This window comes from Shinella sp. WSC3-e, assembly GCF_945994535.1.
GTDB lineage: Bacteria > Pseudomonadota > Alphaproteobacteria > Rhizobiales > Rhizobiaceae > Shinella > Shinella yambaruensis.
Window position 1 is genome coordinate 250563 of sequence record NZ_OZ000530.1, and the last position, 21172, is coordinate 271734.

Consider the following 21172-nt stretch of genomic DNA (forward strand, 5'->3'; position numbering starts at 1 on the left):
AGATGCCCGGCAGGGCAGAGGGGGGATCCGGCACCCGAGTGACAGCCATTCGATGAAGGAAACCGATACCCATGACCGACCATATCCTGATCGAGCGCCCCGAAGCGGCCCCGGGCGTCCAGGTGATCCGCCTCAACCGCGCCGACAAGAAAAACGCCATCACCCGCGCCATGTACCAGGCGATGACCGGGGCGCTGGCGGCGGGTGATGCGGACGAGACGGTGCGCGCCACCGTCTTCCTCGGCAGCGAGGGCTGCTTTTCCGCCGGCAACGACCTCAACGATTTCCTCGCCTTCGCCATGGGCGGCACGATGGGCCGCGAGGTGATCGACTTCCTCCATGCGCTTGCCGCCCATGGCAAGCCGCTCGTTTCCGGCGTTGACGGCCTGGCGATCGGCATCGGCACGACGATCCATCTGCACTGCGACCTCACCTATGCCTCGATCCGCACCGAGTTCCGCACGCCCTTCGTCGATCTGGCGCTGGTGCCCGAGGCGGCCTCCAGCCTTCTCGCCCCGCGCCTGATGGGCCACCAGCGCGCCTTCGCGCTGCTCGCCGCCGGCGAGGGCTTTTCCGCCACCGCCGCGCGGGATGCGGGCCTCGTCTACGCCGTCGTCGAACCCGCCGCGGTGGAGCGCGAGACGCTCGCCGCCGCCGCGCGCCTCGCCGCCAAGCCGCCGAAGGCGCTCGCCATCGCCCGCACCCTCATCCGCGGCGCGCGCGCCGACGTGGCGGCACGCATCGACGAGGAGGCGGGGCATTTCGCGGCGCAACTGAAAAGCCCGGAAGCACGCGCCGCCTTCGAGGCCTTCATGGCCCGCCGCTGAGGCGCGCGGCGCCGCCGTGGCGGCTCGTAATTTGTGATATGTTCATTTTAACAGCGCCTTAAACACGTTTTCCTATGGTGCGGCATTCTCCGGCGCCTAGGCCGGCGGCCGCATGATGCGCCCGATTTCCGCCCACCGGCATGTCGTTCAGCATCGCGCCCGCCGGTTTTGGCAGAGGCGCCCGAAGGAACACCCTTTTCATGGCCAAGCGCTCCAATCTGATGACGCGCATCCTCGTCGTCGCGTCCCTCGTCGTCGTCGCCGCCTTCACCGGCTTCTCCCTCTATATCGACAGCCTGCAGCGCAGCGTCTTGACGAACTCTGTCGAGGAAAGCATCGACAGTTCCGGCAAGCAGGCCGCCCAGAGCATCGCCAACTGGCTGAATGCCCGCGTCTCGCTGACCGAAATGGCCGGCAACGCCGCCGGCAAGGCCGTCGAGGCGTCTGGCATCGAGGCCGTTCTGCAGAACGACGTGCTCGTCAGCCAGTTCATGACCACCTATGTCGGCGACGAGACGGGCCTCTTCACCATGTGGCCGAAATCGGAGATGCCCGAGGGCTACGATCCGCGCCAGCGCCCGTGGTATCAGGATGCCGTCAAGGCCAACGGCAGCGTCCTGACCGAGCCCTATATCGACGCCGCCACCAACGACCTGATCATCAGCGCCGCGACGCCCGTCAAGCATGACGGCAAGCTGCTCGGCGTCGCCGGCAGCGATTTTTCGCTGAAGTCGCTCGTCGACATGGTCAATTCGGTCGATCTCGGCGGCACGGGCTTCGCCTTCCTCGTCAGCAAGAACGGCCAGATCCTCGTGCACCAGGACAAGGCGCTCGTCACCAAGACACTCGCCGATGCCTTCCCGAAGGCGACGCCGGCCATCGGCGGCGGCATCGCCCACACGACCTATGCCGGCAAGCCGGTGCTGGTCTCCTTCGTGCCGGTCACCGGCCTGCCGTCGGTCGAATGGTATCTCGGCTTCACCATCGACAGCGGCATGGCCTATGCGGCGATCGGCCAGTTCCGCATCGCCGCGACGATCGCCACCATCCTCGCCGTCGTCGTCATGATGGGCTTCCTCGCCACCGTGCTCTCCCGCCTCGTCGTGCGCCCGGTCAAGGACATGACCGCCGCCATGGACAAGCTCGCCTCTGGCGATGTCACCGCCGTCATTCCCGGCGAGGACCGTACCGACGAGATCGGTCGCATGGCCGCCGCCGTCGCCGTCTTCCGCGACAATGCCATCGAGCGCACCCGCCTCGAAAACGCCGCGGAGGAAGGCCGCGTGCTCTCCGAAAGCGAGCGCCGCGAGCGCGAGGCCGTCAAGGCGCGCGAAGCCGGCGAGATCCAGCACGCCGTCGAGGCGCTGGCGGACGGCCTCGGCCGCCTTGCTGACGGCGATCTCGCCCACCGCATCGAGGAACCCTTCGCCGGCCATCTCGACCGCTTGCGCACCGACTTCAACCACTCGCTCACCAGGCTGCACACGGCGATGACGACGGTCGGCCAGAACGCCCGCGCCATCGATGCCGGCGCCACCGAGATCCGCTCGGCCGCCGACGATCTCGCCCGCCGTACGGAGCAGCAGGCGGCTTCCGTGGAAGAAACCGCCGCCGCGCTGGAGGAGATCACCACGACCGTGAAGGACTCCACCCGCCGCGCCGAGGAGGTCGGTTCGCTCGTCTCGCGCACCCGCCAGGGTGCGGAGAAGTCCGGCGAGGTGGTGCGCCGCGCCGTCTCGGCCATGCAGGGCATCGAGAAGTCCTCGCACGAGATCTCCAACATCATCGGCGTCATCGACGACATCGCCTTCCAGACCAACCTCCTCGCGCTCAATGCCGGCGTGGAAGCGGCCCGCGCGGGCGAGGCCGGCAAGGGCTTTGCCGTCGTGGCGCAGGAAGTGCGCGAGCTTGCCCAGCGCTCGGCCAATGCCGCCAAGGAGATCAAGGCGTTGATCACCGCGTCGGGCGAGCAGGTCCGCTCCGGCGTCTCGCTCGTCGACGAGACGGGCGCCGCGCTGGAGGCCATCGTGCGCGAGGTGCAGGAGATCAACGGCCATGTGAACGCCATCGTCACGGCCGCCCGCGAGCAGTCGACGGGCCTGCAGGAGATCAACACCGCCGTCAACACGATGGACCAGGGCACGCAGCAGAACGCCGCCATGGTGGAGGAACAGACGGCGGCCAGCCATGGCCTCGCCGCCGAGGCGGGCGCCCTCAACGCCCTGCTCGCCCAGTTCAAGCTCGGCGCGGGCGGCGCTGGTTACGCCGCGACGGCGGCACGTCGCGCGGCATAAGACCTCCAGGCGGCATGATCCAGCGCCGGTCTCCCTCGGAGGCCGGCGTTGTCATGAGCGGAGTATTGTTCTAATGTGTCAACAAATATCCGTTGACGAGGTGCCGCCATGACGATCACCACCCTATCGAGCCGCGAATTCCAGCAGAATGCCAACAAGGCGCAGAAGGCTGCGAAAGACGGCCCCGTCTTCATCACCAACCGGGGGCGGACGGCCCATGTCCTTCTCAGCTATGAAGAATACCGCCAGCTTACCGGCGGCCGTCGAAGCCTTGTCGAGGCGCTTTCCATGCCCGGTCTTGGCGAGACGGAGCTGGACATTCCCCGCACCGGGGCACTGCCGCGTCCGGCCGACTTTTCCTGATGTTCCTGCTCGACACGAATGTCCTTTCCGAATCGCGCAAGATGGGTGCCGGAAAAGCGGACGAGAATGTCGTCGCCTGGCTCGCGGCCCGTGACGCGGCGACCTGCTTTGTCTCAGCCGTCACGCTGATGGAGCTGGATCTCGGAATCCTGCTGATGGAGCGGCGTGATCCGGTGCAGGGCGCACGCCTGCGCATCTGGATGGAGAAATATGTGCTCCCGGAGTTCTCCGATCGCATCGTGCCCGTCGACAGGAGCGTCGCGCTTGCCTGCGCGCGCCTGCATGTGCCCGACCCACGACCGGAGCGGGATGCCTTCATTGCGGCGAGCGCGCTCGTCCATGGCATGGCGCTCGTCACCCGCAATGTTCAGGATTTTGCACCCATGGGTGTCGCGCTGATAAATCCCTGGGAGCCTATCTGAACGCCTACTTCTCCAGCACCGCCACCGCTTCCACATGCGCCGACCACAGGAACTGGTCGATCGGCGTCACGAGGCGGATGCGGTAGCCGGCGGCGGTGAGGATGGCGAGGTCGCGGGCAAGGCTCACGGGATTGCACGAGACGGCGACGATGGTCTTGACGCCGGAGCGGGCGAGTTCCCGGCACTGGTCCTCCGCGCCGGCGCGCGGCGGATCGAAGACCACGGCGTCGAACACCTTCAGCTCGGAAGCCATCAACGGGCGGCGGAAGAGGTCGCGCCGCTCCACCGTCACCGGCTTCAGGCCTTGCGTGTTGCGCGCCGCCTGGTCGAGCGCCTTCAGCGCCTTCTCCTCGCCCTCCACCGCATGCACCTTGGCCTGCCGCGCGATGCGCAGCGCGAACGTGCCGGAGCCGGCGAAGAGGTCGGCGACGCGCCTGGCCTTGCCGAGCGCCGCCAGCACCAGGTCCGCCATGGCGTCCTCGGCCGGCTTCGTCGCCTGGGTGAAACCGCCGGCGGGCGGGAAGACGCGCACGCCGGAAAAATCGATCACCGGCTTCTGCGGCTCGATGAGGACCTCTCCGTCGCTCGAAACGCGGGCGATGCCGCGCAGCGACAGGATGCATTCGGTGACGGCGCGCCGCTCCTTGTCGCCCACCTTTTTCACGCCCTCGAAGGCGAGGTCGAGGCCGGAGAGCGTTTCGAGCACGGTGACGCGGAAGGGCTCGGCCGAGGTGGCGATGGCGGCGGCCACCCGGCGGATCGCCGCCAGCATGGAGACGATGCCGTCGCTCGAGATCGGACAGTGGTCGATGGAGACGATGTGGTGGCTGCCGGCCTGGTTGAAGCCGAGCAGCATCTCCTTTTCCGTCCGGCGGACGGTGAAGACGACGCGGCGGCGTTCGCCCGGCCGGGCGACGACGAGCGGGGCGACCTCGGGCACGAGGCCCTTGGCCTTTAGCGCGTTGACGACGAGGCTGCGCTTGAAGTCGTGGTAGAGCGCATCGGAAGCGTGCTGCAGCGTGCAGCCGCCGCAGGTGCCGTTCCTGCCGTCCGGGCCGAAATGCACGCAGGGCGGCTCCACCCGTTCCGGCGAGACCACCGACATGGACATCACCGTGCCGTGGTTCTTCACCCGCGCGACGGCGGCCGTTTCGCCGGGCAGGGTGAAGGGCACGTAGACCGGGCCGCCGGCCGCCTCCGCGATGCCGTCGCCGCCGCTGCCGAGCCGCGCGATGGTGAGCGTTTCCGTCGTCATGGCTTTCGGCCTCCCAGAAGAAATTCGTGATTGCCGTCGCCGCCGGTGATCGGCGAGGGGATGAGGCCGAGGCTCTGCCAGCCCATGTCCTCGACGAGCCAGCGTTCCAGTTCCGCCGCCACCGCCGGCGCGCTCTCCGGGTCCTTCAGCAGCCCCGCCTTGCTGATCGCCTCGCGCCCCGCCTCGAATTGCGGCTTGACGAGCAGGGCGCAGAAGGCGCCGGGCCGTGCCAGCGCCAGGGCCGGGGACACGGCCAGCTTCAGCGAGATGAAGGAGACGTCGGAGACGACGGCGCCGATGGCGCGGCCGTCGAGATGGTCCGCGTCGAGCACGCGGGCGTTGAGGCCCTCGTGGCTGGTGACGCGGGTGTCCGCCGCCAGCCGTGGGTGAAGCTGGCCGTGCCCTACATCGACCGCGACGACATGGCTGGCGCCGTGCTCCAGCAGGATCTCCGTGAAGCCGCCGGTGGAGGCGCCGATGTCGAGACAGTCGAGGCCCGCGGGATCGAGCCCGAAGGCGTCGAGCGCGGCCTTCAGCTTCAGCGCCGCGCGCGAGACATAGGCCTGCGCAGGATCGTCGATCTCGATGGTGGCAGAGGCGGGAAAGGCCGAGCTCGGCTTTGTGACGACGCGGCCGTCGACGCGGACGGTGCCGCGCGAGATGGCATCACGCGCCCGCGAGCGGCTGGCGACGAGACCGGCGTTCAATAGAAGCTGGTCGAGGCGGATGGTTTCTGTGGGTTGGGACATTGCCTCTCATGACGCCTCGCAGGCCAAGAGGCAAGTCCCGCCTCACAGCCAGATGATGCGGCCGGGGAAATATCGGTGCGATTCAAGGTCGACAAGCGCGGCAATGCCGCGTGGCGCCTGCACCGGCCGCGCCGCACGCACGAAGATGGGCGCGCTGTGGATCCCGTGGGCCGGGCGGATATCCGGCAGCCGCTTCTGCAGCATCGCGATGGCGGCGGCCTCGATGGCCGGGTCGTGCGACGGCCGTTCCCCGGCCGCCGCGATGGAGGCATGGCAAAGCGTGGCGGCAAGGGCCGCAAGCAGCGCGTGACGCATGGTGAAAATCCCTGTCCGGTTCTTCTCTTTGGCGTGAAACCTAGCAGCCGGAGGTTTCAGAACGGCCAAGGGATGTGGTTACAGGGTTGCAAATCCGGATGGTTGAGAAACCGTGACGGAACATGCCTGCCTGCCGGAAGGCAATGCCCGGCAGGCAAGGAAGGACGGATGTTCAGGTCACCCGGCCACGCCGACGCCAACGGCCTTCTGGCCGAGCGCCTGGAACACGGTGGAGACGATGCCGGCGCGGTCGAGGCCGGCCTTGGCATACATCGCCTCGGGCTTGGCCTGTTCCATCCAGATGTCCGGCAGCACCATCGGGCGCACCTTCAGGCCGTGGTCGAGCAGGCCTTCCAGCGCCAGGAACTGCAGCACATGGCTGCCGAAACCGCCGATGGCGCCTTCCTCGATGGTGATCAGCACCTCGTGGTGGCGGGCGAGCTGGCGGATGAGGTTGTGGTCGAGCGGCTTGGCGAAGCGCGCATCGGCAACGGTCGTCGAAAGGCCGGCGGCATCGAGGTCTTCTGCGGCCAGCAGACAGTCGGCGAGCCGCGTGCCGAAGGAGAGGAGGGCCACCTTGGAGCCCTGCTTGACGACGCGGCCCTTGCCGATCTCGAGGATCTCCCCGCGTGCCGGCATGTCGACGCCGACGCCTTCGCCGCGCGGATAGCGGAAGGAGATCGGACCGTCGTCATAGGCGCTGGCGGTGCGCACCATGTGCTTCAGCTCCGCCTCGTCGGCGGCGGCCATCACCACGAAGCCGGGCAGGGTGGCGAGGTAGGTCGTGTCGAACGAGCCGGCGTGGGTCGGCCCGTCGGCGCCGACGAAGCCGGCGCGGTCGATCGGGAAACGCACCGGCAGGCCCTGGATGGCGACGTCGTGCACGACCTGGTCATAGCCGCGCTGCAGGAAGGTGGAATAGAGCGCGCAGAACGGCTTGTAGCCTTCGGAGGCAAGGCCGGCGGCGAAGGTCACGGCATGCTGCTCGGCGATGCCGACATCGAAGGTGCGGGCCGGGTAGGCCTTGGCGAACTTGTCGAGCCCGGTGCCGGAGGGCATGGCGGCGGTGATGGCGAGGATCTTCTCGTCGAAGCCCGCCTCCTGCACCAGCGCCTCGGCGAAGACGGAGGTATAGGCGGGCGCGTTCGGCTTGGCCTTCGCCTGCGCGCCGGTGATGACGTCGAAGGTGTTGACGCCGTGATACTTGTCGGCGGCGGCTTCCGCCGGCGGATAGCCCTTGCCCTTCTGGGTGACGACGTGGATGAGCACCGGCCCCCTGGAATTGTCGCGCACATTGCGCAGCACGGGCAGGAGGTGTTCGAAGGAATGGCCGTCGATCGGGCCGATATGGTAGAAACCCAGTTCCTCGAACAGCGTGCCGCCGGTGACGTAGCCGCGCGCATGCTCGACGGCGCGGGTGATCGCCCGGTCGACCGTCTTGCCGAGATAGGCCGTCAGTTTCTTGCCGAGTTCGCGAAAGCCCATATAGGTGCGGCCGGAGGCGAGGCGCGCGAGATAGGCGCTCATCGCGCCCGTCGGCGGGGCGATCGACATGTCGTTGTCGTTGAGGATGACGATAAGGCGCGCATCGAGCGCGCCGGCATTGTTCAGCGCCTCATAGGCCATGCCGGCCGACATCGCGCCGTCACCGATGACGGCGATGACGTTGCGGTGCTCGCCGGAAAGATCGGCCGCCACCGCCATGCCGAGGCCGGCGGAGATCGAGGTCGAGGAATGGGCGGCGCCGAAGGGATCGTATTCGCTTTCCGCCCGGCGGGTGAAGCCGGACAGGCCGTCCTCCTGGCGCAGCGTGCGGATGCGCTCGCGCCGGCCGGTCAGGATTTTGTGCGGATAGCACTGGTGGCCGACGTCGAAGATCAGCCGGTCCTTGGGCGTGTCGAAGACCTTGTGGATGGCGATGGTCAGTTCCACCACGCCGAGGCCCGCGCCCAGATGCCCGCCGGTGCGCGAGACGGCATCGACCATCTCGGCGCGCAGTTCGCTGGCCAGCTGCGGCAGGTCGCGATCGTCCACGGCCTTCAGGTCCGCGGGAATGTGGACCTTGTCGAGCAGGGGGGTGGCGGGTGCTTGTGTCACTCTCATGCCTCGTGTTCTCGCCCGCGTGCCCTGGCTCCGTTGGGGAACCCGGCCCGGACATGCGGTCTCATGCCGCGCTCACCTGTCACATGCAGAATGCGGCGCGCGATTTCAACCGTTTCAGCAAGTCTAGAGCGTATTTCGCCGGATTGATACCGCGCAATCCGACGCATTCCCGCGTTCTCCCGGGCAATTGGGGCATTTTGCGGACATAAGGCCCCTGCACTCACGTTGTCGTGATTTCCGGACGCGGAGTCCCTATGCCTTCTTCGAACGCGACTTGGCGCGCGCGGCTCCATTCAGCGCCACCGCGGCGCGGATCAGCGCCTTGAAGGCGGCCTCGTGGATGACGTCGCCCTCGCGGAAATCGATGGCACGGCGGGTGTTGCCGTCCAGGCTGGAATTGAAGAGGCCCGCCGGATCCTCCAGGGAAGCGCCCCTGGCGAAGGTCAGCTTCACGACGGCCTTGTAGGTCTCCCCGGTGCAGACGATGCCGTCATGCTCCCAGACCGGCACGCCGCGCCACTTCCATGCCTCGACGATATCGGGGTCGGCCGCCTTCACGAGCGCGCGCAGCCGGGCGAGCGTCTCGCCCCGCCAGTCTGCAAGCTCGGCAATGCGCGCGTCGATCAACGCGGAAGGGGTGGCCGTTTCGCTTTCCATCTTGTCCATCGTCCTCGTGTCCTTCGTCACATGCGCTCGCCGGGAAGCCGGCTCGCCTGCCGGATCCAGTCGGCAAGCGGTGTCTTGTCGAGGTCTTCGCCCTCATGGATGTGGAAATAGCGCGTCTCGGGGGTTTTCGAGGCGACCGGCGGGACGGGATCGAGCGAGGTGCCGCGGAAGAAGGTCAGCTTGATGTATTTCGCAAAGCAGTGGTAGCTGAGAAACCAGCCGTCGCCCTCGATGCCGTAGAACGGCGAGTTCCACTTCACCGCCTTGTGGACGCCCGGCACCGTCTTGACGATCAGCGCGTCGAGCTCGCGGCCGATATCGCTCTTCCAGCCCGGCATGGCCGCGATATAGGCCTGGATCGGGCCGTCGCCATAACCCTTGGCGATCTGCGGATTGCCGCCCGAAAGGAGCTTCGGTTCGTCCGGTGCCTTGGTCATCGCAGGCCCTCCGGGCTGCGCCGCCGCGCCAGATAGGGCAGGGCGAAGAGATAGAGCCCGCTTGCCAGCAGCAGGATGAGCGGGAAGAGCGCAAGAAGGCCGATCCACAGGGCCGGGTTCTCCTGCGTCATGGCCGCGATGTTGATCAGCACCGCGACGGTGAAGACGATCGAGAGCCAGCGGTGTATCTGCCGGATCCGCATGTTCCAGTTCATTGTTGCCTCCTCAAGCGACAAGAGAGCCCGGCGATTCAGTCGAGATTGTCCAGAACGCGGTCGAGATTGTCGAAGAACCGCGGCCAGCCGGCCTGCGCGCCCTGGAAATAGCGCGGCTGGTCCGGCTTGAAGCCGGTCTGTTCCATGCGCAGCGTCGTCCCCGCGCCGACGGGCGTCAGCGTCCAGGTGACGATGCTCTTCAGGCGCGAATCGCCCCATGTATAGGAAAGGCTGCGGTGCGGCTCGACCTCCAGCACCTCGCAGTTCACCGAACCCCACTCCGCCCGGAAATCGAAGCGATGGCCGACACTGGCCGCAAAATCGGTCTCCATCAGCCATTCGGCGATGAGATGGGGTTGGGTCAAAGCGCGCCAGATCTTTTCCGGCGGATGGGGGATGTGCCGTTCCATGACGACGGAAAGGGTTTCTGTCATTGATCCATTCTCTTCAGGAGGTCTTCCAGGCGATCGAACCGGCTCTGCCAGAAGCCGGCCATCTGGCTCGTCCAGTCGACGAGCGGGGCGAGGGCATCGAGTTGCGCGCTGTAATGCGTCTGCCGGCCCTCGTGCCGGTCGCGCACCAGGCCCGCCTGCTTGAGCAGGGCGAGATGCCTGGAGACGACCGGCTGGGAGACGCCGGCCTGCGCCGTCAGCGCCCCCACCGTCTTCTCCCCCTCGCGGCACAGCCGCTCGAAAAGCGCCCGGCGGGTGGGGTCCGCAAGCGTGCGGAAGAGCGCATCATGTGCTTCGGCCACGTTGATCCATACCTTGATAGCTATGTATTTCCTATAGCCGGTTGACTATGAATAAGTCAAGTCAGGCGAAGCGGGCCAAAAAAGACTGACTCCGCTTGCCTGCAATATATGCTTAACCGTCTATACATCAGCTGGCCGGCAGCGGTACGAATTCCTCTTCGTCGCCGGGCACGATGTCGAAGCGGCCGCTGCGCCATTCTTCCTTGGCCTGTTCGATGCGTTCCTTCGAGGAGGAGACGAAGTTCCACCAGATATGGCGCCTGGAGCCGAGCGGCGCGCCGCCGAAGAGCATGATATGACAGCCCTCCGGCCCGGCCTTCAGCGTGATCGCATCGCCGGGGCGGAAGACGAGCAGCTGGTCGGGCGCAAAGACGTCGCCGGCGACGTCGAGCGTGCCCGACAGCACGTAGACCGCCCGTTCCTCCCAGTCCGCCGCAAGCGGCGCGGAAGCGCCGGGCGCCAGTGTCAGGTCGGCGTAGAGCGTCTGCGTCGGCACGCCGACCGGCGAGGTATAGCCCTCGTAGGAGCCGATGATCGTGCGCCCGGTGATGCCGCCCGCCGAGAAGGCCGGAAGCTCCGCCTTGGTCGTGTGGGCGAAGACGGGTGCCATCTCCTCGTGGCTGTCGGGCAGCGCCAGCCAGGTCTGCAGGCCGGAGATCGACTGCGGCCGGCCGCGCAGGTTCTCCGGCGAGCGTTCCGAATGCACGATGCCGCGCCCCGCCGTCATCAGGTTCACGTCGCCGGGTTCGATGACCATCTCGGTGCCGAGGCTGTCGCGGTGCTTGATCTCACCGTCGAAGAGATAGGTGACGGTGGACAGCCCGATATGCGGATGCGGCTTGACGTCGATGGCCTCGCCGGCGCGCAGCAGCGCCGGCCCCATGCGGTCGAAGAAGATGAAGGGCCCGACGAGCCGGCGCTTGGCCGTCGGCAGCGCCCGCCGCACCTCCAGCCCGCCGATATCGCTCGTGCGCGGAATGATTAGATGCTCCAGCGCATCGCACGCCGCCGCATCGCCGGCCTCCGGGTCCTTTCCGGGAAAGAAGCTCATTGCGCCCTCCTGTCGTTGCTTCGTTCGCGGATGCTAGCGGGCGGGCAGGGGCATGGATAGGGCAGCGGGCGTTGACGGTGTGTCGCCGGGTTCGGCCACTGCCTCTCAGGTGTCGTCGGGGAGCTGCGCAGCAGCACGCTCGGCGTCGATGATCAATGTGGGCAGGCGTTCGGTCACGATCGACCAGACGATTTCCTCATCGACATTGTCATAGGCGTGGCGAAGGATATTGCCGAGATCGCGGATTTGCCGCCATGGATGGTTTGGAAGCAGCGTTTCGGCAGTTCCCCCGAGCTTGCTGGCCGCCTCGGATATCCGCTCCAGGCACCGTTCCACCGCATCGCGGACCAGATTGTTGCGTGCGAAAGCCTCTCGGTCCATGCCGGTGGTATAGGTGAGGATACTCGCCGCATTCTCGACGATGTCCCGCAGACGGGTCTTCGGCCGCTCAGTAGGCAACGACGCGCTCCCGCTCGACATTCTGCCGGAGTCTTTCTCTCTGGATCGGTTCTGGAAGCACGTCCACCGGCCGACCGGTGAGATTTTCGATCATCTCCTTGAGATCGACAAGGGCGCCAAAGTAGCCGAAGCCGGACTGCCGGACCGGCTCCGAAAGCTTGACCAGAACGTCGATGTCGGAGCTGGCGGTGGCGGTTCCGCGCGCCACTGAGCCAAACAGCGAGATATGCTCCGCCCCCGCCGCCTCAAGTTCGGCGCGGTGTTCAAGAAGCTTCGCAATGATCTCGTCCCTGGTCATGGGAAGAATTCTACCACGACGCGAGAAGGGCGTCGAGTTGGGGCTTATGCCCCGTCGAGCGGCTCCGTGCCCTGCGGCTTGCCGGCGCGGTCGAGGCGGATCTTCTCGATGCGGTTCTCGGCGGCCGAGAGCAGCGTCTCGCAATGCTTCTTCAGCGCCTCGCCGCGCTCGTAGATCTCGATGGAGCGGTCGAGCGGCACGTCGCCGCGCTCGAGGGCGGCGACGATCTTCTCCAGCTCCTCCACGGCCTGTTCGAAGGAGAGGGCGGAGACGTCAGGGGCGGCGGCGTTTGTCATGGTCAGCCTCTCATCAGGCGAAGGATATGGGTGGCGGCGGATTCGGCGAGGCCGGTGAGGTCGTAGCCGCCTTCCAGCAGGCTGACCACCCGGTTGTTCGCCGATTTTTCGGAAAGCTCCATCAGCTTGGCGGTCGCCCAGTCGAAGTCGTCGGCGACGAGGTTGATCTGCGCCAGCGGATCGCGGTGATGGGCGTCGAAGCCGGCGGATATGATGATCACGTCCGGCCGGAAATCGGCGACGCGCGGCAGGACGCGCGAGCGGAAGGCGTCGCGGAAATGGTCGCTGCCGTCGTTCATCGAGAGTGGCGCGTTGACGATGTTGCCGGCGCCCGTCTCGTCCTTCGCACCGCTGCCGGGATAGAGCGGCATCTGGTGCGTCGAGCAGAACAGCACCGACGGGTCGTCGTAGAAGATGTCCTGCGTGCCGTTGCCGTGGTGCACGTCCCAGTCGACGATGGCGACGCGCTCGGCGCCGTGCGCTTTCTGGGCATGGCGGGCGGCGATGGCGGCATTGTTGAAGAAGCAGAAGCCCATCGCCCTGTCGCGCTCGGCATGGTGGCCGGGCGGGCGGGCGGCGACGAAGGCATTGTCGGCCTTGCCGGTGAAGACGGCGTCGATCGCGGCGATGGCGCCGCCGATGCCGGTCAGCGCCGCCTGCAGCGTCGCGGGGCTCGCATAGGTGTCGGCCTCGACCTGGTTGATGTCCTCCTCCGGCATGGCGGACATGACGGCGGTGAGGTGGCGCTCGGGATGGGCAAGCAGCACGACGTCCTCGTTCGCCTGCGGCGCCTTCTCGCGAACGAGCGGCGAAAAGCGCTCGTGCTCCAGCGCGAGGTTGATCGCCCGGATGCGGTCCGACCGCTCCGGGTGGCCCTCCGGCGTATGGTGCTCGAGGAAGATCGGGTTCTCGAAGAGACACGTCGTCATGGCCGGAAGCTACCCATTGCGGTTCACGAGGTCCACGGGAAATGGGCCGTGTCCACGGCTTTTCAACCGTCAGGGAGCGAGAAGCAGCTTTCCGGTGCGCGCGGGATCGTCCTGCCGGGCGAGCGCGGCGGGAAGGTCGGAAAGGGGAAAGACGCCGTCGACGGCCGAGCCGAGGACACCGGCGCGAATGCCCGCAAAGCTGCGCGCGAAGGCTGCCTCGATCGCCGCGCGCGGCGCCGAATGCACCCAGTTGCGCAGCCAGAGGAAGGAGAAGGCCACCGTCTCGCGCCGGCTCGCCACCAGCGCGGCATCGAGCTGCGCCCCGCTCAGCGCGCCGTACTGGATGAAGGCGCCGCCGTCGCGGACCTGCCGGAACAGCGCATTGCCGGGTTCCCCGCCGACCGCGTCGAGCACCGCGTCGAGCGGCGGGGCGGCATGGGGAACGATCTCGCCGGCAAATGTCTCCGCCAGCCGCGCCGCGCTCGCCGCGCTGCGCACGAGGGCGACGGGCCGGAAGCCGGCCTCGGCCAGCAGCACCAGCAGCATGCCCCCGATGGCGGAGGCCGCGGCCGTGACGCCGACGCGCTGGCCCCCTGCCGCGCCGAAATGCGTCCTGGCGGCCTCGACCAGCCGGAAGGCGGTCAGCGGGTTCACATAGGCCATGGCGGCGGCCTCGTCGGAAAGGTCGTCCGGCACGGCGAAGCACCAGTCGGCCGGGCGGAGAAGAAAGGACTGCCACAGTCCGCTCGCGCCGATCGGCAGCACGCGCTGGCCGGGGGAAAGCCCGCTGACGCCCTCGCCGAGCGCGGCGATCTCCCCGACGCCCTCGAAGCCGGGCACGAAGGGCAGCACCGTGCGGCTGCGATAGGCACCGGTGACGGGGATGAGGTCGGAGGGGTTGATCGCCGCGCGGCGGATGCGGATTTGCACCTCGCCGGGGCCGGGCGCGGTGCGCTCGGCTTCCTCGAGGCGGATCACTTGCCGGGGATCGCCGAACGCTCTAACAACGGCACGGAACATGGCTTTACCCCGGGGCAGGACGTGGAACAGGCGGCAGACATCACGCTCAGCGAGGTCCGGATACCCTTCCGCGATATAGACATGCACGGCCACATGCACAATGCCGCCTATTATGCCCATGCCGAGGCGGCCGTCGCCGGGCTCTGGCGGCACCGGCCGCACGGCGCGGCCGATCCGGTCTATTTCGTGCGCAAGTCCGGCTGCGCCTTCCATCGCGGCCTGAAGCTCGATGACCTTGCCCGCCTGAAGGTGTCCGTCACGCGCATCGGCGCGACCTCGCTGAGCTTCGCGGTCGCGATTTCCGCAGAAGGCGCGCCGGTCGCCGACCTGGAGATCGTCTGGGTCGCCGTCGATCCGGCAAGCCGTCAGCCCGTCAACGTGCCGCAGCCGGTGCGCGACTGGCTGAAGTCATTCCTCGCCTGACGCCGTCCCGACCCGCAGCCAGCCCGGCCGGCAATCCTCGAAGGAATGATATTGCGGCGCCAGCGCCGGATCGGCCGGATCGTCGAAGCCGCCGATCAGCAGCGCCACGACCGGTTCGTCGTCGATCGCACCGATGGAGCTGCCGCAGGCCGGGCAGAAGGCACGGCTGGAATAATCGGAGGAGCGCCAGGTGGCGGGCCTGCCGCCGCTGCCGGTCCAGGCGAGGCGCTCGGCGGGAAACTCCACCCAGGCGGCGGTCGGCGCGCCCGTATGCCGCTGGCAGAAGCGGCAGGAGCAGGTATGCGGCTTTTCCGCCACGCCCCGCGCCTCGAAACGGATGGCGCCGCACAGGCAGCCGCCGGCATGGATCTTCTCGCCCATGGTTCCTCCTCACAGTTTCCGGAAAAGCGTCACGATCCCCATGCCGCCGCCGACACCCATCATGGCAAGCGCCTCGGCGCCCGCTTCCGCCGCCCGCATCTGCGCGAACAGCCGCGTGACGAGGATGGCGCCGGAGGCCCCATAGGGATGGCCGAGCGCCAGCGCACCGCCCTCGCGGTTGACGGCGGCGGGATCGATGCCGAGCGCATCGAGGCTGGCGAGCACCTGGGACGCGAAGGCCTCGTTGAATTCGATGAAGGGAACGCGCGCGGCGTCAAGGCCGGGATGGCGCGCGGCGAGCTTCCGCATGGCCGGCACGGGGCCGAGGCCGAGCAGGTTCGGATCGACGCCGGCGACCGCGCTGTCGACGATTTCCAGCAGCACCGTCAGGCCCAGCCTCTGCGCCTCGGCGAGCGACGTGACGAGCACGACGGCGGCGCCGTCGTTGACCGGGCAGGCATTGCCCGCCGTCACCGTGCCGCCGGGGCGGAAGACGGGCTTCAGCGCGGCGAGTTTCTCCAGTGCGGTGTTTTCGCGCGGGCATTCGTCGCGGGAGACGGGGCCGGCGGGCGTATCGACCGGCACGATCTCGCCGGCAAAGCGCCCGGCCTTCTGCGCCGCCACGGCGCGGCGGTGGCTTTCGAGCGCGAAAAGGTCCTGCCGCTCCCGGCTGATGCCGGCATGGGCGGCGACGTTTTCGGCGGCGATGCCCATGTCCGGATCGCCCACCGTATCCGGTGCCATGCGGGCGCGGCGGAGCGGCTCGGGCGTGCCGCCCGCCGTCGACGGCGGGCGGAAGCGCAGATGGGCGCGGCTGGTGCTCTCGGTGCCGCCGGCAAGGTAGAAGCGCCCAGCGCCCGCCTGCACCAGCCGCGCCGCCAGCGCGATCGCCTCCAGCCCGGAGCCGCATTGCCGGTCGATAGTCATGCCGGGCACGCAAACCGGAAGGCCCGCCTCCAGCGCGGCAAGGCGCGCCAGATTGCCGGCGCTGTTGGCGGCATTGCCGAGGATCACGTCGTCGACTGCATCGGGCGGCAGCCCCGTCTCGGCAAGGATTTTCCGGATGAGCGGCACGGCGAGGCTGGCCGGCTCGATGGCCGAAAGCGTGCCGCCGATGCGGCCGACCGGCGTGCGGAAGGCCGCGCCGACGACGGGGATGCGGTCAGAGGAAACGGTCGAGCGCATCGCTTTCCTCCGCCACCCATTGCCGCACGGTCTTCGCCGCCACCTTGCCGGAGGATGTCATCGGCATGGCGCGGCACAGCCAGATGCGGCGCGGTTGCTTGTAGCGCGGCAGGACTTCCGAGAGCGCCGCCGTCAGCGCCCGGGGCGTCAGGTCCGGCTGTTCCGGCTCGATCACCGCGACGAGCTCGCTGCCGAGATCGGCATGGTCGATGCCGAAGACATGGGCGGCGCGCACGAGGCCGGTGTCGCGCAACGCCGTCTCCACCTCCGAAGGATAGATGTTGTTGCCGCCGGACAGCACCATGCCGCCGGAGCGGCCGAGCAGGTGCAGCATGCCGTCCGCCTCCATGAAACCGACGTCGCCGACGGTCGCGAGCCTGCCGGAACGGACAAGCCCAGCCCCGTCGCCCTGTCCGAGATAGCCGGTCGCGACCAGCGGGCTTTCGACGAAGACCGTGCCCGTCTCGCCCGCCGGCAGCGGCCTGCCGGCATCGTCGAGCACGGCGATCCTGACGCCCGGAAAGGCCCTGCCGACCGCCGTGGAGGAGGCGGCCTCGCCCGGCGCGGTGACGGTGACGAAGCCGAGTTCGGAGGCGCCGTAATATTCGCGCAGCGCCGCCTCGGGGAAGTGCGCCGCGCAGAGCGCATGGTCCGCCGCCGTCAGTTTCGCACCGGCAATGGTGATGGCCGTGACGCCGGTCACCGGGGGCTCCGCGGCGAGCCGGCGCAGCATGGTCGGCACCAGGACGAGGCGGCGGATCGTGTTCGCCCGGATCGTCGCCAGCGCCGCATCCGGATCGAAATGCGCGGCGGAATGAAAGGCACCGCCGGCAAGCAGCGTCTCGGTCATCGCATAGAGCGCAAGGCCATGGGCGAGCGGGCCGGGGGCATAGGTTCTCACCGTCCGGTCGATGCCGAAGAAGGGCGCGCCCATGGCAAGGCTGGTCCGCCAGGAGCGCCGGTCGCGGATGATCGGCTTCGGATCGGCCGTCGTGCCCGAGGTGAAGACGATGAGGAACGGAGCGTCGGCCGCCCCTTCCGGCAGGGGCTGCGTGTCCAGTGCGGCGCTTTCGGCGATCACGTCCCGCGCATCGCCGTGCCGGCTCTCGACGACGAGGTCCGCTCCATGGGCCGTGACAAGAAGGTCGGGGTCGATTTTCCCGATCAGGCGCTGGCGCTGCGCCTCCGGCAGGTGCGGGTCGATCAGCGCGGCGCAATGGGTGCCGGCCGTCGCGGCCGCGAAGGCGGCGGGAAAGAGTGCGTGGTTGCCGGTCATGATCGCGACCAGCCGGTCTTTCGGCCCGATGGCGCTGCGCCCCTGCGGGGCGAGATCGGCGAAGGCGGCGTGAAGCCGCCGGGCGGTCGCCGTGAGCGTGCCATAGGAAAGAACCCGGTCCTCCAGGTGGAAGGTCGGGTTCGCGGGGCTTTCGGCGGCGTGCCGTTCGAGGGCGCCGGAAAGCGGCATCGGCTCAGGCGCGCTGCGGCAGCAGCGGATAGCCGGCGAGCACGGCGCGGCCGGCCAGCATGGCGACGAAGGCCTTGATGAGATCGCCGGGCACGAAGACCATCGAGGCGAGGGCCGTCTCGAAGAAGGCCTTGCCGCTCATATAGGCGAGCCACGGAATGCCGAAGAGGTAGACGACCGCGATGCCGCCGGCGACCGAGGCGGCGAGGAAGGCGAGGAACTGCGCCAGCTCCGGCTGGTCTTCCCGCACGAAGCGCTCGGCGATCAGGCCGCAGACATAGGCGCCGAAGAACCAGCCGACGAGATAGCCGGCCGTCGGCCCGGCAAAGACGGCAAGGCCGCCGCGCCCGCCAGACAGGACCGGCAGGCCGATCGCCACGAGCAGCAGCACGAGCAGCACGGCCGCCGCGCCGCGCCTGGCGCCGAGAATGCAGCCGGCGAGCATGACGCCGAGCGTCTGCGCGGTGATCGGCACCGGAATGAAGCCGAGCGTGAGCGGCGGCAGCAGGCCCAGCACCACGATGATCGCGGCGAAGAGGGCGACGAGGACGATGTCTCTGGTGGTCATGTCGGGTTCCCCGGTGGACAAAATAGGGTCGAATGGTTAGTGCCGCCGAAAGCCGCGCGCGTCAATCGCCATGGCGATCGTATCGGCGTCCTTCAGCGTCAGGATGATGAGCGGCACGAGGGTGGTCAATGGCCGGACCGGCAGGCCGCGCGCCCGGTGCGCGTCCGCGATCTCGCCATAGCGCGCGAAGATCTCCGGCACGAAGCGGATGACGAGGCCGACCGCCAGACTCACATCGGCCGCGCGCACGAAGCCGAAGCGCTCGAGCGGCGTCAGGAGCCGGGTGATCTCGTCCATGAAGGCGGAGATGGAGGTCGTGGCGGTGACGGCGGCGGCGAGCAGGACCAGCGCGCTCAGCCGGCAGAGGACGACCAGCGCCTCCTGCAGCGAATGGAACGCATAGTTCGCGGCCGCGACGAGGAGCACCGTGAAGAGCACGAAGCGCACGCGCCGCAGGGCCTCGCGAAAGCCGATGCCGGTCGAAAGGTAGAGGAAGGCGGAAAGCCCGAGCGCCGGCACGAGGATGCGCAGGTCCGAAACGAGGAAGAGCCCGATCGCGGCGGCGAAGAGCAGGGCCAGCTTGCCGCGCACGGGCATGCGGTGCAGCGGCGAATTCCCCTCGATGTCGAGCCCGTTCAGCATGCCGCGATCTCCCGGTAGGCGCGGATCGCCTCCGCCGGCCGGTCGTCGGCCGCAAGCCGGCCCTCGTGGAAGACCAGCACCCGGTCGAAACCGTCGAGCAACGCGAGGTCGTGCGTGATGACGAGCACCTGTTCCGGCAGGCCCGCCACCGTGCGCTCGATGAGCGCGCGGTTCTTCAGGTCGAGCTGGTTGGTCGGCTCGTCGAGGATCAGGAGGTCCGGGCCGGTGACGAGCACGCTGGCGATCGCGCCGAGCTGCGTCTCGCCGCCGGAAAGCTCGTGCACGCGCCGCCGCGCCAGGTGGGTTATGCCGAAGCGGGCAAGCACCGCCTCCGTCCGCTCGGCGATCTCCGCCTTGCCGAGGCCGCGGTTCTTGAGGCCGAAGGCGATGTCCTCGGCAAGGATCGGCAGGATCATCTGGTGCTGCGGGTTCTGGAAGATGAACCCGGTTTTTCCGCGCGCGGCGCTCTCGTCCTTCACGGTGTCCAGCCCGTCGACCGTCACCGTGCCGCCCGTCGGCTTGACGAGGCCGTTGATCAGCCGCGCCATGGTGGTCTTGCCCGAACCGTTGAGCCCGACGACGCCGATGCGCGGTTCGCTCAGCGCAAGCGTCAGCGGATGTAGCGCGGCGCGCCCGGCATAGGTCACCGTTGCGGCGGAGAAGACGATATCCAAGAGCGGGGTCCCGTTTCGCGGATGCTAGGGGAGCTATAGGCAATTCTACCGCATGTGCGAAGAGGTTTTCCGCGCCGGCCTGTGCGATAAGCGACAATCGGGCGAAAGGCAAAACGGCCGATCCCCGCATTCCTGTCGGAATCGGGTGGAACAAACCAAGAATATGTGCCTATCATCCACCATGACGATTCTCCTCTCCAACGCCGAGGCCCGGCGTATCTTTCTCGCCCGGCAGGGCCTAAGCGCGCCGCCCGGCCGCGTTCTCGGCAAGGCCGGCCTGCTGAACCTCATCCACGACATCGGCTTCGTGCAGGTGGACAGCATCGCCACCGTGGAGCGGGCGCATCACCAGATCCTGTTCTCGCGCAACCAGACCTACCGGCGCGAGCACCTGACGGCGCTGCTGGAGAAGGACGGCGAGCTCTTCGAGAACTGGACGCACGACGCCTCGGTCATCCCGAGCGCCTTCTTCCGCTACTGGAAGCATCGCTTCCGCCGCGAGGACGCCGCCATCATCGAGCGCTGGCGCAAATGGCGCGGCGAGGGGTTCGAGGCGGCCTTCGACGAGACCTATGCGCGCATCGCTTCCGGCGGCGCCGTGCTGTCGCGTGATCTCAAGGCGGACGATCACAAGTCCGGCGGCTGGTGGAACTGGCATCCGAACAAGACGGCGCTGGAATATCTCTGGCGCACCGGCAAGGTGGCGATCGCCCGGCGCGAGAACTTCCAGAAGGTCTACGACCTCGTCGAGCGCGTGCTGCCGGCCCGTCATCATGCGCCGGATGTCGAGCACGACGCCTTCGTCGACTGGGCCTGCCGCAGCGCGCTGGAGCGGCTGGGTTTTGCCACCCATGGCGAGATCGCCGCCTTCTGGGACCTCGTCTCGCCGGACGAGGCCAGGGCCTGGGTGGAGGCGCATCGCGAGGAGCTGCGCCCCGTCGCCATCGCGCCGGCGGATGGCGGCAAGCCGCGCGCCTCCCATGCCTTCGCCGATTTCCCGGCCTGCCTCGGCGACGTTCCCGATCCGCCCGCCCGCCTGCGCGTGCTCTCGCCCTTCGATCCGCTGATCCGCGACCGCAACCGCACCGAAAGGCTGTTCGGCTATTTCTACCGCATCGAGATCTTCGTGCCGGAGCCGAAGCGGCAATACGGCTACTACGTCTTCCCGCTGCTCGAAGGCGACCGCCTCGTCGGCCGTATCGACATGAAGGCCGACCGCAAGGGCGGCACGCTCGACGTCAAGCGGCTGTGGTGGGAACCGAAGGTGCGCGCCTCGGCCGGCCGGATGGAGAGGCTGGAGGCGGAACTGGCGCGCGTGGCGAAATTCGCGGGCGTCGAGGACGTCCGGTGGCTGGACGGGGCGAGGGCGGACGCGTGATGG

At 68.2% G+C, this 21172-nt stretch carries 27 protein-coding genes; 6 read left to right on the forward strand and 21 right to left on the reverse strand.

Translation table 11 applies throughout. The annotated features are described in order from the left end of the window. The first annotated feature begins 71 nt into the window (after positions 1-71). The 4 genes from AABF56_RS01175 (at position 72) to AABF56_RS01190 (ending at position 3906) form a co-directional block, all read left to right on the forward strand. Entirely contained in the window at positions 72-827 is a 756-nt protein-coding gene (locus AABF56_RS01175; protein ID WP_272804630.1) for a crotonase/enoyl-CoA hydratase family protein, read from the forward strand. 200 nt (positions 828-1027) lie between these two features. After that, complete coding sequence (gene mcpU, locus AABF56_RS01180) at positions 1028-3121, forward strand: methyl-accepting chemotaxis protein McpU (protein WP_272804631.1); 2094 nt, start codon at positions 1028-1030, stop codon at positions 3119-3121. A gap of 108 nt (positions 3122-3229) precedes the next feature. Then, a complete protein-coding gene (locus tag AABF56_RS01185) occupies positions 3230-3484 on the forward strand; it encodes a type II toxin-antitoxin system Phd/YefM family antitoxin (RefSeq protein ID WP_244767836.1) in 255 nt (84 codons plus the stop codon). Then, positions 3484-3906, forward strand: a complete 423-nt coding sequence (locus AABF56_RS01190; protein WP_432347053.1) for a type II toxin-antitoxin system VapC family toxin — start codon at positions 3484-3486, stop codon at positions 3904-3906. The genes AABF56_RS01185 and AABF56_RS01190 overlap by 1 nt, the downstream gene beginning before the upstream one ends. A 4-nt stretch (positions 3907-3910) precedes the next feature. Here the strand turns inward: AABF56_RS01190 and AABF56_RS01195 are convergent, their stop codons facing one another. The 15 genes from AABF56_RS01195 to AABF56_RS01265 all read right to left on the reverse strand — a co-directional run bounded on the left by AABF56_RS01195 (position 3911) and on the right by AABF56_RS01265 (position 14453). Further along, positions 3911-5161: a class I SAM-dependent RNA methyltransferase gene (locus tag AABF56_RS01195; protein WP_272804632.1), complete on the reverse strand. Its 1251-nt coding sequence runs from the start codon at positions 5159-5161 to the stop codon at positions 3911-3913. After that, positions 5158-5910 carry a TlyA family RNA methyltransferase gene (locus tag AABF56_RS01200; RefSeq protein WP_272804633.1) on the reverse strand — a complete coding sequence of 251 codons (753 nt, stop codon included), beginning with the start codon at positions 5908-5910 and terminating at the stop codon, positions 5158-5160. Before AABF56_RS01200 ends, AABF56_RS01195 begins: the two co-directional genes overlap by 4 nt. Positions 5911-5952: 42 nt before the next feature. After that, positions 5953-6225 carry a hypothetical protein gene (locus AABF56_RS01205; RefSeq protein ID WP_244767833.1) on the reverse strand — a complete coding sequence of 91 codons (273 nt, stop codon included), beginning with the start codon at positions 6223-6225 and terminating at the stop codon, positions 5953-5955. A 177-nt stretch (positions 6226-6402) separates the two neighbouring features. Beyond that, positions 6403-8322: a 1-deoxy-D-xylulose-5-phosphate synthase gene (dxs, locus tag AABF56_RS01210; protein WP_272804634.1), complete on the reverse strand. Its 1920-nt coding sequence runs from the start codon at positions 8320-8322 to the stop codon at positions 6403-6405. Between the two features lie 258 nt (positions 8323-8580). Next, positions 8581-8994, reverse strand: a complete 414-nt coding sequence (locus tag AABF56_RS01215; protein WP_272804635.1) for a DUF1801 domain-containing protein — start codon at positions 8992-8994, stop codon at positions 8581-8583. A 17-nt stretch (positions 8995-9011) separates the two neighbouring features. Beyond that, positions 9012-9431 carry a DUF1801 domain-containing protein gene (locus tag AABF56_RS01220; protein WP_272804636.1) on the reverse strand — a complete coding sequence of 140 codons (420 nt, stop codon included), beginning with the start codon at positions 9429-9431 and terminating at the stop codon, positions 9012-9014. Continuing rightward, positions 9428-9646: a hypothetical protein gene (locus tag AABF56_RS01225; protein ID WP_272804637.1), complete on the reverse strand. Its 219-nt coding sequence runs from the start codon at positions 9644-9646 to the stop codon at positions 9428-9430. The genes AABF56_RS01220 and AABF56_RS01225 overlap by 4 nt, the downstream gene beginning before the upstream one ends. A gap of 35 nt (positions 9647-9681) precedes the next feature. Further along, positions 9682-10080, reverse strand: a complete 399-nt coding sequence (locus tag AABF56_RS01230) for an SRPBCC family protein (RefSeq protein WP_272804638.1) — start codon at positions 10078-10080, stop codon at positions 9682-9684. After that, positions 10077-10400, reverse strand: coding sequence for an ArsR/SmtB family transcription factor (locus AABF56_RS01235; RefSeq protein WP_244767827.1), 324 nt, complete (start codon positions 10398-10400; stop codon positions 10077-10079). The genes AABF56_RS01230 and AABF56_RS01235 overlap by 4 nt, the downstream gene beginning before the upstream one ends. Positions 10401-10527: 127 nt before the next feature. Further along, positions 10528-11451 (reverse strand): pirin family protein, encoded by a 924-nt coding sequence (locus tag AABF56_RS01240; protein WP_272804639.1) that lies wholly within the window; start codon positions 11449-11451, stop codon positions 10528-10530. Positions 11452-11556: 105 nt separating this feature from the next. After that, positions 11557-11910: a HepT-like ribonuclease domain-containing protein gene (locus tag AABF56_RS01245; protein WP_272804640.1), complete on the reverse strand. Its 354-nt coding sequence runs from the start codon at positions 11908-11910 to the stop codon at positions 11557-11559. Further along, a complete protein-coding gene (locus AABF56_RS01250; RefSeq protein ID WP_244767824.1) occupies positions 11900-12208 on the reverse strand; it encodes a nucleotidyltransferase family protein in 309 nt (102 codons plus the stop codon). The genes AABF56_RS01245 and AABF56_RS01250 overlap by 11 nt, the downstream gene beginning before the upstream one ends. Before the next feature lie 44 nt (positions 12209-12252). Next, positions 12253-12504 carry an exodeoxyribonuclease VII small subunit gene (locus AABF56_RS01255; RefSeq protein WP_133034382.1) on the reverse strand — a complete coding sequence of 84 codons (252 nt, stop codon included), beginning with the start codon at positions 12502-12504 and terminating at the stop codon, positions 12253-12255. Between the two features lie 2 nt (positions 12505-12506). Continuing rightward, complete coding sequence (locus AABF56_RS01260) at positions 12507-13433, reverse strand: histone deacetylase family protein (protein ID WP_244767823.1); 927 nt, start codon at positions 13431-13433, stop codon at positions 12507-12509. A gap of 69 nt (positions 13434-13502) precedes the next feature. Beyond that, the gene (locus AABF56_RS01265; RefSeq protein ID WP_336314368.1) at positions 13503-14453 is read right to left on the reverse strand and encodes a zinc-dependent alcohol dehydrogenase family protein; all 951 of its coding nucleotides are present in this window, start codon (positions 14451-14453) and stop codon (positions 13503-13505) included. A gap of 21 nt (positions 14454-14474) precedes the next feature. Between AABF56_RS01265 and AABF56_RS01270 the strand changes: the two genes are divergently transcribed. Beyond that, a complete protein-coding gene (locus tag AABF56_RS01270; protein ID WP_288084238.1) occupies positions 14475-14876 on the forward strand; it encodes an acyl-CoA thioesterase in 402 nt (133 codons plus the stop codon). On the opposite strand, the gene AABF56_RS01275 is transcribed toward AABF56_RS01270, so the two are convergent. From AABF56_RS01275 to AABF56_RS01300, 6 genes are read right to left on the reverse strand one after another with little or no spacing between them, the layout of a single operon-like run. Continuing rightward, positions 14862-15257 carry a GFA family protein gene (locus tag AABF56_RS01275; protein WP_272804643.1) on the reverse strand — a complete coding sequence of 132 codons (396 nt, stop codon included), beginning with the start codon at positions 15255-15257 and terminating at the stop codon, positions 14862-14864. The genes AABF56_RS01270 and AABF56_RS01275 overlap by 15 nt on opposite strands. A gap of 9 nt (positions 15258-15266) precedes the next feature. Further along, the gene (locus tag AABF56_RS01280; protein WP_272804644.1) at positions 15267-16442 is read right to left on the reverse strand and encodes a thiolase family protein; all 1176 of its coding nucleotides are present in this window, start codon (positions 16440-16442) and stop codon (positions 15267-15269) included. Then, positions 16420-17907, reverse strand: a complete 1488-nt coding sequence (locus tag AABF56_RS01285) for a class I adenylate-forming enzyme family protein (protein ID WP_272804645.1) — start codon at positions 17905-17907, stop codon at positions 16420-16422. Before AABF56_RS01285 ends, AABF56_RS01280 begins: the two co-directional genes overlap by 23 nt. A gap of 4 nt (positions 17908-17911) precedes the next feature. Continuing rightward, positions 17912-18475, reverse strand: coding sequence for a biotin transporter BioY (locus AABF56_RS01290; RefSeq protein WP_244767817.1), 564 nt, complete (start codon positions 18473-18475; stop codon positions 17912-17914). A 36-nt stretch (positions 18476-18511) separates the two neighbouring features. After that, entirely contained in the window at positions 18512-19117 is a 606-nt protein-coding gene (locus AABF56_RS01295; protein ID WP_272804646.1) for an energy-coupling factor transporter transmembrane component T family protein, read from the reverse strand. Next, the gene (locus AABF56_RS01300) at positions 19111-19791 is read right to left on the reverse strand and encodes an energy-coupling factor ABC transporter ATP-binding protein (protein ID WP_244767815.1); all 681 of its coding nucleotides are present in this window, start codon (positions 19789-19791) and stop codon (positions 19111-19113) included. The genes AABF56_RS01295 and AABF56_RS01300 overlap by 7 nt, the downstream gene beginning before the upstream one ends. 181 nt (positions 19792-19972) lie before the next feature. Between AABF56_RS01300 and AABF56_RS01305 the strand changes: the two genes are divergently transcribed. After that, a complete protein-coding gene (locus AABF56_RS01305) occupies positions 19973-21169 on the forward strand; it encodes a winged helix-turn-helix domain-containing protein (protein WP_272804647.1) in 1197 nt (398 codons plus the stop codon). Positions 21170-21172: the final 3 nt, after the last annotated feature.